Below are 14479 nucleotides of genomic sequence, written 5' to 3'. Positions count from 1 at the left end.
CATCATCATCAAAATGACACCCATATGAGATATCTGATTATTGTTCTTCTTTGGGCGCCCCCATTTAAAGTATTCAGTCAAAGTACAAAAGACTGTTTACTTATATTGCAGAAAGCAAATACAGCAATCGAAAAAAGGGACTTTAGCTTAGCGTTGACAAAATTAAGAGCTTATAAAATCTGTGATCCGGAGGCCGCACCAGAGGCGGATAGGACGATCTTATACGTTTTTGATCTTATCAGGGCAGAAAGAGATTCAGCAGTTGAAGCAAGAAACGAAGCATTGCGGCAAAAGAAAATTGCCATAGACCTTGGGGAACGGGAAAAGAAGGCAAACAGGGAGACAAAAAAACAATATGAAATAGCCCAGAACCTACTAGGTGATAAGTATTTGGCGAAAGCCAGGATCGCTTTATCCAATAATGACTTTAATACGGCGATTGTCAACATCGATAGCAGCCTGAAAATTGGAAGATCCCGCGAAGCAGAGTTATTAATTTCCCAGGTTTTGAATAAAATACCTCCTTCCTTGTTGGACAAAATGGATGCGATATCAGACTTTAGCATAAACCCTGCTGACGAAAATATAGTTGCTTACCTGGGATTTGTTGATAATTACCGGCAGGAGGCGAAATTAAAATTGTTAAACAGAAAGCAAAAATCGGTTGCCGAAGTTGATGGAAGGTTTATGGCGTTTGCCTTCAGCCCCGATGGAAAGTATTTATATGCAGCAACGCAACTTAAGTATGAGCTCATAAAAGGCGCTAACCTTGATGCAAAATACGAGTATGAAGCAGGTGTTATTAAATTTTCGAACACCTTAAAACCTCTGGATACCATTCGTATAAGGAGTATTGCTATTAAAAATCAGGGCGGGTTTCTGAGTGTCCGGGATTCTTCTGTCTATGATGCCCGCAATTATTCCAGGATTGACTTTACCAGTGATGAGAAATATATGATACTAAGTGGCTATGCATCTGAAAGCTACATGCGTTCAATAAGTAACGCTATGCCACATCATCTGAGAACATGGATTGACCTTAGCAGCGGGAAAATAATGCATGACGTGGGAGACGAAGAACTATCTTCATTCGGTCATTACAGGGCAATAACGCTGATGCTCAATAAGGAGGAAATTGTAAGAGATGGAACTGATGACGTATATATTATCGACTTAAAAAATAATACCCGAAGAAAAATAGGGAGACACTGGTCTTCAATTAACGATATGTCAGTAAGTCCTGACCGGCGGCAAATTGCTTGTGTTGGAGACGATAACCGGGTCACAGTACTGACGCGGGAGGGAGATGATTGGATCGTCAGTTCATTTACCGTAAGCGCTCAGGCGTATTGCGAGCAGGTTATTTTTGTTGACGACAATAATATTGCTGTTACACGGAGTGACAATCTTATTACGCTGTTATCATTAAAGGGCGATTCCGGTAGAAACAACATTGTACTTGATGGTAATACAGCGTGGAGGAATTTTGGAGCCCAGGACTTTATTGGACATACTGGAAAGATTAATTGTTTGTCAATAAGCCCGGATAGAAAATGGCTTGTAACGAGCGGTGAGGATAATTCTGCCAGACTGTGGTCATTGAACGAAAGTAGTAATATTGCCCTTTGGGGAAGTAAAAGGGGCGTTGTGAAAGCCCAATTCGATAGATCCGGTAGCCTTATTTCGGCAAGCACAGATGGAACGCTATTGGCTTATAACCTTTCAGAAAGCCTTCGATTCAATATTTCGAGTAATCCCTGGCGCCCCAGAAATGAAAAAGCTGTTCCCGATGTTACATGGGATGAGGGAGGGGATCTTACCCGGGCTGTGATCAGGCAGGAACTGGGACTCTGCCGGGATATTATTTTCGATAAGGAAAAGAATATCCTTTATTCAATTGATTATGGTGATAGTGCTACTGTGTGGGAATGGAAAGGACGATTAAGGCCAATTGAAAGAATTAAACGGAGTGCTCTTGATTCCACTGAAAAACTTTATTTTTTAGATGGAGATATGAAGCATTTTGTGGAGGTGGTGCAGTCATCCAGGCTTATCTTGCACGGGTTTTCGGGGAAAGTGGATTCTTCACGAACAGCATTCGGTAGATTTTCTGCTAGTGGAAAATATTTTGTTTGGTATAATTTGTCCGATCAAAAACTCGTTATCTGGAACACAGATAACCCCAATTCTCCTTATCAGTCATACGATTTTGTTGGAACCGCTGGTCCCAATATGGAAGAGCTAAAGTTCTCTGACAATGAGGAGGCCTTCGCATTTCCTTGTTATCATGATGGCCCGGCAATTGGGATTGTAAGCTTGAAACTGGCGAAGTCATTTCTGTATATAAAGGACATCACAGGTTACTCGTTCGATATAAGCCCCAATGGCAGATCGATAGTTGCAGCTGGCAGAACTGGGGAAGTATATCACTATTCATTTGTTGATAACTACGAGCGTATATTAGGAAGGCATTCCCGTTATGTTAGCTCAGTTGCCTTTAGCCGCGATGGGGAATATGTAGCTTCCGGCAGCAGAGACAGATCAGTCAGGATCTGGCCAATATCGAATACCGTAGGTGATTATTCTTATTTGTCTTTCACGAATCCTGTGGAAAGGGTCTTATTCAGTCCTGGAGGAGAACAGCTGTTGATAGCGGCAGGAAATGGGGTACATTCATTATATTTCCCCGGTAGGGAAATTGTGAATTTATTTAATTCGGCTGTGCTTGCTGAAAGAACAGCCAATGCCGGTATAAGAAATAGCAGAATAGCTAATAGAACATACAACAGCCCATTAGGAATACTTCCTGCTAAAAATGCTGGAACCAGGTTAAATTATGTATCAAGGGTATTAGGGAGAAACATGGACCTGTCTGCAACGAGAATGAAGAGCCTCCAAGACGTCATTTGTTTCAAAAAGAATCCTTATACAGAAAAATTGAGGGCAGTTTTTGAATTAAGTGCATTCGGTAGCAGGGCACTTAATTGTATTGATGCAATATTTGAAGCCCATCCATCTGAAGTTAACTTCGGGACAGATGAATTGCACGATGCAATTTGCACTGAATTGCTTTCTTATACAGGACGAACTACAGGCAGAGAATTGATCGGCAGCTGCCAGAGAGTAAATAATAAATGGTCAAAAGTGGCCATTTTACAAGCGTTAAGCAGACCCGAATTTGCATCGAAGGAAGTCAATACGTTCCTGATCAATAATTTTAACAGTGAAGATAATGATATCAGGATTATGTCCGCCGTTGCTTTGCCTCCGTCTTTATTGAATACCAGGGCTATGGAGATAATGGCAGAGGCGGTGTATGAAGGGCATGATCTGAGGGACGACTGCAACGAGAAAATGCAGCTATATGGGAAAAATGCAGTTCCTTATCTTATTCACTGTCTTCAGGCTAAAGGTGGGAATTACGATGACAGTCCCGCAGATCTTGCCCGAAAGAGTCTGGTTGCTATGCCCTTTGATCCATCAAAGATTATTATTGACTCTTTAAACACGGAAAGATCAAGTCTTGAATTTAAGGCGGAACTGGCTGGCGTTTTGGCTGAACGGGGGAGGCGATCTCCAGAGGTATTGAAGCTTTATTTGGCTATAATTAAACAGGCAGAAGATAATAAACAGCTCGATCAGTCCTTAGAGAGTATCATTTACGCAATAGGTAGCTATGGGCCTTCTGCAGCAGAGGCGATTCCTGTGTTGGTTGACCTCATGCGAAACGATAAAGGTACAGAACTTTACTTTCCTCTGTCTACAGCATTGGGTAATATCGGTCCCAAAGCAGTGCCCGCGATATTTAATGCGCTTCCCAATGTGGGACAAAAGACTAAACGTTATTTTTATAAAGCGCTCCAATCATATCCGGATTCAAGTAAAATAGTACTACCGTATCTGGTTGAAGATTTAAAGCATTGTAACGATTTCGACTGTGAAGAGCTGCTGGAATTGCTTGCTAAATTTGGGAATGATGCTGCAAGTGCATTGCCGGTGCTTTTTGAAAAACTGAAAGAACGAAATGATTATGTTATTGATGATGTCGTCACAGCAATAGGGAATATTAATCAACAACCTATCGAAAGTGCCGGGGCCATTGTTGAGGTAATAGAAAGAATCTCAAATTTACCTGAACTGGAGGGATATATAGCTTCTGAGGCGGCTATTGAACAACTAAAGATAAAAGGAGTACCTGTAAACGTATTGATGGTTGTGGGGGATTTGGACGATATGTACCGGGAAAAGAGCATTTTCCGGAATATTTTGTACGGCCGCCTGGGGGCCGACATCATGACAAAATACGGTGACTTAATTTTAAACGCATGTTTGTCTGACGCTCCTCATTATTGTGATAAGGCTTATTATTTTTCAGATTGTTGCGAGGCGTTGAAGAAGTTAAGTATTTATCCAGAGGGGATTGAAGAAAGGTTAATAGCAGTGATGGGTAGAGTCAGGTGTTGCTTCAACCTTGTGAATGCAATTCAGCCCACAATTGATTTCGTGAGGGCGACACGTATTGCAAAAGGGAAATAATAATTAGGTATCTTATGCCCCTTGATTTACTTTTTTTAGCCGGAATAGGCTACAGGATCGTTAATAAATCCGTTAAAACAATTGGCAACAGTGACGACGTTGGTGTATGCGATGTTATAGGCGGTTTCCTGGGCAACCTGGTAAACGGCGTTACCGGCAATTATGCAAGTGAAAAAATAGTATCCCTTGTTAACAAATTGAAGCAAGACGGGTTATCTGCCGATATTACGATCCAGAGAAATATCAGGAAATCGTTTTTACTGGCAGCGATCTACCCTGCAAAACTATGCTACAGGAATAGCTTATATGATAACAATACTGAAAGGCAGGCGCTTGAAGAAATAATACGATACCTGAAAAATGAGCTAAAGAAAGCACAAGATCTGTCCTATAGCCCACTGGAAGAAAATACAACAGATAAGGTGTACGGTTATCTGCTGAAAAAACTGGATCATTTACATGAGACATCGTCCATCGAAGATATCGATTGCCATTTAAGCAATAGCCTGATCTACGAACTGAATGCCCATTTGTATGCTAAGGGAAAAGGATGTGTGCCGCCATCCCTGGAAAAGATGCTGCGGGACGGATGGGTCGAGGGCGAGAGCCAGTTCACCCTTTTTTCCTTTATGAGCGGCCATTTTCATGCAGTGCTTACTGCCGACAAAGATCTTAGTGCAAGCGTTGAAAGGGAATGGCTGGCCGGAATTGCAGAAAATGCGAATATCATTAGAAGCGTTTCCGCCGGTATGGCGGCGGAGCTGAAGGAAATAGGAAAGGATTGCGTTGAAACAAGTGAAAGTATTGACAAAGTATTAACCCTGCTTGAATCGCCACTGCGCTTACGGTATAATTTTGAAGGAATAGATTATCACAATGCCCATTTTAAATCAAGGTATACGCCATTTGTAGGACGGGAGCAGGAGCTGGAAACATTAGAAAATTTCATTGACAGCCCCAAAAGACTGGAATGGTGGGTCATAACCGCGGCTGGCGGTTCCGGCAAGAGCAGGCTGGCGCTCGAGTTATGTTATAACATGAGCTATTACGGTAAACAATGGGACGCAGGGCTATTGAACAGCCAGCAACTGAATATTGACTGGAACAACTGGCAGCCACTAGCTCCTACGCTGATCATTGTGGACTATGCCGCAGGTTATTACGAGCGTTTGATCAACATCCTGACCATTTTGAAGGAAAGGATGCTGCAGCTAAAACATCCCGTCAGGTTCCTTTTATTGGAGCGGTACGCAGAAGGGAAATGGTGGGAGGAGTTTGAAAAGAGTTACCAGCTCCTGAAAGATATACCCCCTGTCTTTAATGCAGCCCCTCTTGTATTACCCGAATTAGGGGATGCGGCACTATGGAAGATCATGGACTTTACCTTAACACAGGCAAATAAGGTGCTGCCTGACCGGGAGCAAACCCTGGCCAGACTGAAAAGCATAGATAAACAGGGCCGCCCTTTATTTGCTTTTTTTGCTGCAATAGCGTTGTCAGACGGGGAGAACATCAGAAACTGGAATGTAGAGCACCTGGTGCAGTACCAGCTCTCAAGGGAGGAAAAGCATATCTGGCGGGTGCAGTATAATGATCCGGTACTTATAGAACAGCACAAAAACCTGGTGGCGCTGGCTACTATGACGAACGGTTTGAAACAGGCTGATGTAGCTACCATCACCAGTATGGGTTTTGCTTGGCTTCCCAAGCCGGAGCAGGTAAATACGGAGCTGTTCAAATGTATTGCCCACTACATTGAGGTGGAGCCCGACACTAAATCTTATCGGCCATATGAACCTGATATTGTTGGAGAGTATTTGATATTACAACAGTTAGCGCCGGATAAGGTACACCCGTTGAAAGACAAAGAAAAGAATGAACAGTTAGTGACATTTGCATGGGAGAATTATGCCTTCGAAATGTTCTTAACCTGTAAAAGAGTGTATAACGACTTCTATGGTCATCCCCTCAAAACAGACATGATGCGGTCGCCGGGGCCAGAGAGCTCTCAGAAACACAAGCATATCTGGGTATGGGCGGCCAAAGAAATACTCCCGGTCATAGCGAAAAATGGAGATTTTGATGCAACGCTGGATGTATATAATGCTTATTCAGCGTTGGCCAGAGAGCTGAATGTGGAACCTGTCTTTGGCATGCAGATGGTCCTTGTAGGCGCCATTATGCAACACTTCTGCAATCAGCCCCCTTCACTGTTATTACCTGTTTATGAAGATTGCCTGTTTATGATCCAGCGGAATGTTATTGAAACACCCTGGATCACTGACATTTGCAAAATTGCTACTATTCTCCTGAGGGCTTTCCTGGATAAGGAACCCGCTATGTCGCTCAAAATTTACGATGATATCAGCGCTATCGCCCTGGCTCACCCCACAGAGGAAATAGTGGCGATACAGGCCACTTGTGCAGGCAGACTGGCATTTTCATTTGCAGCGGATAATCCAGCAAAGGCGCTTTACTACTTTGAAGAATGCAAAAAAATGGCTGCCATCCATCCATTGGAAACCATATATACAGAATTAGCTAGGTTGGCTTTTAATTTATCTGCTGAATTCGGAAATCACAATCACGGAAATACAAAAGCCTTCTATGAGTACATAAGCGATCTGTCAAGTGAAAAACCTGTCGAAAAAATAATATTGTACCAGGCCCAAACGGCTGTTAATACCATGGGTTTTTTAGGCAAATCTGAACCAACTTACGTAATAAGCTGCTATAGATCAATTCAATCATTGGCCCAAAAATACCTGACAAACGAGTTGATGCATTTACAGGCAAACGCTGCATTGAATATTATTACTCATCTTTTTGATGACACATCGGTCGATATCGTACCTTATTACGAGGAGATCAGGGAATTGGCATTCGCCCATGCTTTCCCTGAATTGCTGGTTAAATATGCGCAGGCTATTGCATACATGGTTGAAATCCACCGCGAGAAAGATTTTAACAAGGCGGTTTTTTATTATGAGGATATGCGAAAGCTTACACAACAATTTACATTAGATGACTTGTACGTTGTTCATGTTATTTCGGCGCATTATTTGATCAAAACGGCCTGTACTAATGAAGTAGAACTTGTTCAATCCCTCTACAGTGAAATTGAATTGATATCCCAAAAAGCGAAAACGGACCGGATCGTTTCCCAGCAGCTTGAGTCCTGTGCATTCATAATCGTTCATTTTGGCTTATCTAACCTGCCTGTATCGGCATACTATCTTGAAAGTATTAAACAGGTTCTAACGGAAAATTCCACCAAAGAACTAGTAATGGCTGTTGTACGTACTTATTCGGCTATAATTGCCGGATTACATGCAATAGACTTCCATTACATTCTTCCTTATTATGAGGAACTGCGCTCACTGGGAATGCAATACCAGGAAAAAGAAATACTTATTGAGCAGGCAAATGCCGTATATCATCTTTGTATAAACCCTGGAGCTACGGCCTGCTACGATGATATTAAATCGCTGGCAATACAGCATCCTTTCGAGGAACTATTACTTATACAAGCTAAGACAATTGGGCGGTCTATCTACTTTAATATTAAGATCAATGCTAATGCAGAAGGTGGCCTCCGGTTGCTACTGTCCGAGATGATTCCGTTAGCAGACCGCATGCAGCATCCGAAAGCTTTCCTGGAAGCAGGTATTAGCGTGGTGATTGTCATTTCCGAACTACACAACAGATTACCCGCTGATTTTTTAACCAGACTGCAAACCATGCTTAAAGGTTTGGTAGAAACGTTCCGGGATCACCCGGACTGGACCGAACATAAAGAGGCTTTCGATAATTTCTGCAAATCCTTTTAACGCGTGTTTTGTTATTTGATGCTGCTGGGGAGGACAAATAGATCTAAGATCGCTCTGCACTCACTGAGACAAAACGATCAGCGAAAAATTATCCACCCCCTCATCCAGCAACCGCAGCTTAACCGCTTCAAACGCCCCCGCTGCACTGCCATTACTCCGCAAAATACCCTCCATCTGCAACCCATCCAACACATCATGCACCCCATCGGAACAAACAATGATCACATCCCTGTCAACCTGAAAATCACCCATACATATTTCAACCAGCGGGGGCTTAATATCCCCCTGGATAGAACGCGTAACAACATGTTTGTACTTAGACAGCTGAGACACTGCCGCCACCGCGCCATTAGCCACCAGGTTATTCACCAGGTTATGACTAACCGTCTCCGCAATTAAACCATGATCCCGGAAATGCCACACCTTCACATCGCCGACCCAAAAAAATAGAACCGTTGCATTATTAATCACCACCCCGCCAACCGTAGCCCCCATCTTTGTGGAAAGATCTGCGCTTTTCTGGCGAATCGCAAGATTCGATTTATTAATAGCTTTCTGGATCTGGAAAGCGTTAATGACATCAACCGTGGAAAGATAGGCAGTAATATTGTCAACAACCAGTTGAGCGGCCAGCCCGCCATGTTCGTATCCCCCCATACCATCTGCCACGGCCAGCAGATAAGAGCCGTCATTATAGGTTTGTGTAAAGATCAGATCCTGGTTAAATGCTCTTCTTCCTTTGTGGGAGATGGTTAATATATTCATTTTTCTCCGATGGCTTGAATGGTGGTGCCCCCATGTTTAGTTACCCTGGGCCTGGTTGATATTTTTAACGGGTTTGACAAGATGCCACGATCCGTAGCTCTTGTAGCCCATAAAAATCCCTCTCCGGGTAAAAGAGCGCTCATATCAGAGGGGGAGAGGGAGGATAATTGTGTAACAGATTTCTGGATATGCTTCAGCCACTGCGGACTGTTAAATTTATGCAGCAGCACTATCGAGCTCAGCTCAATAATTTCATTCGGCAAACTTGGCGGGTCCTGGCTGGCAATCATAATACTCACCCCTTTATGGCGCATTTCCCGGATGGCGTCAACAATATTGCCCGTGAGGTCTTTATTATCCATGTATTTATGCGCCTCATCAAAAACGATGAATTTATTAAAATGAGTGCCGTCAACATTTTTAACGGAAGAGAAAATATTGAGCATAATAACGAACAGTCCCAGCGCCTCGTCTTTAACAATGAACTCATCCCTGAGATCCACAATGATCATCCGGCCGGGTTTCAGCATATCCCTTAGCATAAACTGGTCATCTATATACTCCCTCGCAAAACTTAGCTTTTGCCTGGCCAGCGCTTTTTGAGCGTTGGTTAATAATACGGAATCTTCCACGCTTTGGGTGATCCCGGATAATGTCAGGTCCTTTCTAAGCGTTTTCATGATCGCCTTTAGCTGTTTAATATAGGTAGAGTCATTCGTCACAGCGCCCAGCAAAAACATCCAGTCCTGTACATTGAGCTCTTTGGAATTAAACGCAATGGGTTTTACGTCAATAGAAGGGTATTCCGCCCTTCTTTCCTCGATCTTATCTTTGGGCGTAAGTATAACTACATCATCGATCCGGTCCGGCTGCGCGCCATACCGCTCTTTCAGCTTGCTTAATTCGGATTGTTTGTCATTGGGTTGTTGTATAGAAGTGAACTCCGGTTCATAATCCATGCTTTCGCTATAATGGAAAATGATCCCTGCCAGCGGCGACGGTAGTTTATTTACATGATTGATCTGTTTCAATACCATTTCTGATATGGTGCCAATGGTATAACTTTTTCCTCCTCCCTGAACGCCAAACAGGCTGATCGTATTTGTTTCGCTCAGATCAATGGCAATCTTTCTGCCATGAGCGCTTTCTCCCAATATGCCATATTGCTCGCTCACGGAGTTCTTACCCACCAGTATATCATATTTAGGGGCGCCGGTTTCAATGCCGGCATGGCTGCTGGCCATGATCTCAGCGGCAACAAGCTCGCTATCGGACAGGTTTTGGACCGGCTCTTCCGCAATTTCAGGCAGTGCAGGTTCCTCCTGTTCGGGTTGTTTTGAGGTAAGCTGCGCTACAAATGGCCGAAGCTGAGTGTTGATCCCAACGGCCGCGCCTAATTCATTATCCAGTTCCACATCTTCCAGCCGGTTGGTATTCAGGTCAGAATTGGGATCAAGGATCTGTTCTATGAGGTTGCCGCCAAATGTGAAGAATGTCAGGTCATCGTCAACAGATTCCTTGTAATGTTTTTTGCTGGCGGAAAAGTTAAAGATCAGCCCCAGTTGTTTGAATGACAGCCGGAACCCGGCATTCAGCGTTTGCAGGAACGTGCTGTAGCTGGCGTAGGCGCTTTCGCTGAGATATTCATACCGGTATGCCCGTTCAATATAAAAGTTCAGTAATGATTTAAATTCTTTGTTTTTGATCTCCCGGTCCAGCCGGTCAAATGAGCGCTGGTATTCAGGGTCAAAATGCATGCGTAAGGCCAGTATGGTATTTTCTATCTGTTCGCGCATCTTCAGTTTCAGGCCGTCCGCCTCGGCGGTTCCTATACTCTTCCGGCATTTGATCTCTATAACGGTGATCCGGATCTCCCTCGTCTCAGGGTCTATGGAGACCAGCAGGCTGTCGGCCCTGCTTTTACTTTCGGTAGGCAGGCTTTCAAATAAGTTATGATGCAGGTCAATGGGGATAAGAAACGATTCTTTCAGCAAGCCTTTCTTTTCAAGCACCCTTTTGGTAAAGGCAGATCCCACCACCTCAAACGCTTTGTTCCTGGAAGAATTAAGCTGCAACACCAGCGAGCTGGAAAGCGCTCTCAGGTCTTCCAGCAGGATCTTTACTTTTTTCTCATCTTCCGGGTTATGGATGTCAATATTGAACTCCTCGAAATGCGGTCCCAGGAGCCCCAGTATTTCAGAAGTAGGGCGGGTGGTCAGGTAGGAAGATATACCGGTCACCTCTTCCCCCGGAACATAATCCAGCAGAAAAGGTATTTTGCCATCTTTAGAAGGCTGGTCAAACATCTGCGGCCCCAGGTTCTTATCAAAAGTGATCACCCAGTCTGAGTAATCATGTAAATGGGTAAGCAGCACTTTTTCCTTATCATTCAGCCGTAGCCGGGTAGAGGGCACAGACTCTGTAAATTTCGACGCCAATGCGCCGGCAATAAACGTCTGGAGATGGTTAAACAGGCTAACCCCATTGCAGCCGGATGGCTGATGATCGGGCACGCTTTTTTCCTGTATATACCTGTTCCACTTTATCTCATTGCCAGACTCATTTACAACGATCGTGGGCGCCACTATCAGGCCATTCAGATAAAAGTTCCGGTCATGTTTATAGGGTTTGATCAGCTCTACTGTAATAGGGAAGGGGCTGGTTAAGAAACTCAGATGGGACGAGAACTGCGCGGGAGATTTAAGATAATCCAGGATATTGTTGATGGAAAACCGCATCTTAGGGAATAACCTGTTGGATGATGGCTGTGAAAATGCTTCCGCCTCTTCCGTGGTATTCGATTCCGGGTTGATCAGGGTTCTCAGCGCTTCGCCATGTTCAATGATGTTATCATCTCCTTTAAATATCCTCACCTCAAACTTAATATGCTGAAAACTGGTTTCTTTTTCCAGCTCCACCAGCGAGTCCGCAAATACCCCGGCGTCTCCCGCATTAAATAGGTTGATGATCAGTTTGTCGGTATAGGGGTGCTGCGACAGGTAATTCCTGATATGCCTTACCACCAGGCTTTGGTTGATCTCCGTCTCCACATAGTTCTCTTTGGTGATATTGAACAGCTGCCGGAAATAATGTTTCATCTGCCGGGAAACGGAGGTGATCCCATTTTGGGGCTCTTCCGTCAGTACGTTCAGGTACAGGCCCCAGCCATATGCCAGCTCGCCGGAGTAATGGAACGCCTTAAACGTACCCGGCTCAACGAAGATCAGCGGGTTGTTCTCCGGCGTAAGCTGGCCTTCAAATAAGTTGGCCAATCCCTTGGACCAGGATTCCTTATAGCCCGGGTAACCTTGTGTGCGCGTTTCCCATGCCGCAAAAACGTCCATCAGTTCAGTCCACCAGGCTAACCGCAGCGGGTGAAGCGGAGACAGTAAAAATGCCTCCACCGGTTTACCATCCGGCAGTTTTGTTTTAACCTTCACCAGGTCAAGCATCTGTATTGCTGCCAGCAGGTCCTGGATGCTGGGTTGTTCAGCGTCCTGTTTATCGGCTTCCAGGATCTGCAGCTGCAGCCCCGTGGTCCACTCCGTGAGCTTTTGAATATATTCGCTGATCAGGTCCGGGAAATTAAAGATATCAGCCGTTTCTAAAACGCCGTTTCCGGCAGCGTTGGACTGCTGGATCCGGGTATATATGCCGCTCCGGAGGGCGATGATCTCTTTGGGTATAAGGGACGAGATCTCGCTGGCGATGAAGCTCATGGATTCAAATCCTATGGCGGATGAGCTGTTCCTGAGATGCACTTTTATGCATCCAAAACATTCCTTGTTCTTTAGGAACAGGTCTTCTATCATCCGCAATTTGGAAGACAGGTTCACCTGGTAGTTATGCCTGTCTGAATAATTGATATGGAAAGTAGACGTATGTTTTGACGGGTCTGTGATCCATAGGTTGGAGGTTTCGGAGGGCCTGGGCGTTTCCGTTTCTCCCTCTGATTTTATTTTCTCGATCCGGAATTTGAAGAAAGCCTGGAGTATATTGTTCAGTTTGTCCTTCCGCTGGTTTTCTTCCCGTTCGGAATTTTCTTCCACCACATAATCAAAATCGCTGGTGTCGCTGGTAAGTTTATAGTCGAAAGCGCTTTTCAGGGTAGCGCTGTTTTTTTCTTTCGCCTCTTTCCAGGCGGCCTGGATCTTAGGCTCTTTGAAATCATCATCGCTGTTAAGTATATTGCCATGCTCGTCCTCCGCCCATATTTTAAAGAAATAGGAGCCTTCTTCCATCATATTCGGGTTCAGCTCCACGGTAACATCCCGGTAGGGCTTGTTGGATGTGGAGTTCTTGATCTTCCGTACTACCTGCATCTCATCGCCGGCGCCGCCATTCACCGCCATAAGGATCACCTTAAAATAGGCAAGGCCGGAGATCTCTTTAGGGTTTTGACTCATAGAGAATCTTACCCTTACTTTAGTAGAAGTACGCTCCTGCGCTTTAAGCACCTGCCGGCCTTCCTCCTGCGAGAAATCAACGGACCTGATCTCTTCGGCAAAAAGTTTGATATGCCGGAAATCCAGGTCAGGGATCTGCCAGTTGGAAAAATTCAGGTTAGGATAGTGTTGATACACAATGCGGCATATATCGGCTGCACTCCTGGCATTATTTTCAGTCTTCAGGAATGTTACCAGCTCTTTCTGAAGCGAGTTGGATTCCAATGGCAGTTCGGCAATCCGGTCATACAGCGGCTTATGAAAGGTGGCCAGCAGCGTAGTGCTTTTATTGTTGAAGTTCAGTCGGGATCGTATCTTATCGTGCTGCAGCAATAATGCGGCGTCCGGCAACAGGTTCAGGAGATACAGCTGGTTGCCGATGGAGGTTGTTGAATATCCTGTTTGTTCCAGGGAAAGTAAGTAGTTAACAACGTTCACCGGGTCTACCTGCGACATATTAAGCGATCCCAGGATCTCGTTCTTCAGGATGGCGGAAAATTCCAGGGGAATATTATTGATCAGTTGTTCCCTTAGTCTTTGCTCAATGCCCTCCAGGGATATTTCTTTGAATGTAGCATTTCCATAGGAGTCTTCCGCGGATGTGCGGCTATTGGATGGCACCAGCACTAACAGCGGCGCGTCTTGTTTATTCCTTAATTCAATAAGTTTGGTGGCGGTGATAAACCTTTCATCAGCGGTGGATTGTTCGCCAATGATAAAGGTATTGATATTGCTGTATTTGCTCCGGATCAGTTCCCATAGGAATTCCAGCTCATGCAGGCCCAATCCGGTGATCTTCATACAATGGCCTGGAATAGCTTTGCTCAGATCATCATGATACAGCTCCAGTATCAGGTCAATGATCCGTTTATAATAGGTATTTATCTGCGTTGTCTGTTGCAT

General features: G+C 44.5%; 4 protein-coding genes. 2 read left to right on the top strand and 2 right to left on the bottom strand.

All coding sequences use genetic code 11. The features are described 5' to 3' along the window. The first annotated feature begins 24 nt into the window (after positions 1 to 24). Both F0L74_RS21650 and F0L74_RS21645 read left to right on the top strand, forming a co-directional pair. On the top strand, positions 25 to 4536 hold the full coding sequence (locus F0L74_RS21650; RefSeq protein WP_149840001.1) for a WD40 repeat domain-containing protein: 4512 nt from the start codon (positions 25 to 27) through the stop codon (positions 4534 to 4536). A 14-nt stretch (positions 4537 to 4550) separates the two neighbouring features. Then, positions 4551 to 8366: an ATP-binding protein gene (locus F0L74_RS21645; RefSeq protein WP_149840000.1), complete on the top strand. Its 3816-nt coding sequence runs from the start codon at positions 4551 to 4553 to the stop codon at positions 8364 to 8366. Positions 8367 to 8426: 60 nt separating this feature from the next. Here the strand turns inward: F0L74_RS21645 and F0L74_RS21640 are convergent, their stop codons facing one another. Then, complete coding sequence (locus tag F0L74_RS21640; protein ID WP_149839999.1) at positions 8427 to 9131, bottom strand: PP2C family protein-serine/threonine phosphatase; 705 nt, start codon at positions 9129 to 9131, stop codon at positions 8427 to 8429. Further along, complete coding sequence (gene mads8 / locus F0L74_RS21635) at positions 9128 to 14479, bottom strand: methylation-associated defense system ATP-binding protein MAD8 (protein WP_213087048.1); 5352 nt, start codon at positions 14477 to 14479, stop codon at positions 9128 to 9130. Before mads8 ends, F0L74_RS21640 begins: the two co-directional genes overlap by 4 nt.

The organism is Chitinophaga agrisoli, assembly GCF_008386695.1.
Taxonomy (GTDB): Bacteria; Bacteroidota; Bacteroidia; order Chitinophagales; family Chitinophagaceae; genus Chitinophaga; species Chitinophaga agrisoli.
The sequence above is the reverse complement of the archived record's forward strand: the minus strand, read 5'-3'. Positions and strand labels throughout refer to the sequence as shown.

Excerpts from the sequence above, each read along its gene's own strand:
- F0L74_RS21650 (WP_149840001.1), top strand. The coding sequence starts at position 25 with ATGAGATATCTGATTATTGTTCTTCTTTGGGCGCCCCCATTTAAAGTA.
- F0L74_RS21640 (WP_149839999.1), bottom strand. The coding sequence starts at position 9,131 with ATGAATATATTAACCATCTCCCACAAAGGAAGAAGAGCATTTAACCAG.
- F0L74_RS21645 (WP_149840000.1), top strand. The coding sequence starts at position 4,551 with ATGCCCCTTGATTTACTTTTTTTAGCCGGAATAGGCTACAGGATCGTT.
- mads8 (WP_213087048.1), bottom strand. The coding sequence starts at position 14,479 with ATGCAACAGACAACGCAGATAAATACCTATTATAAACGGATCATTGAC.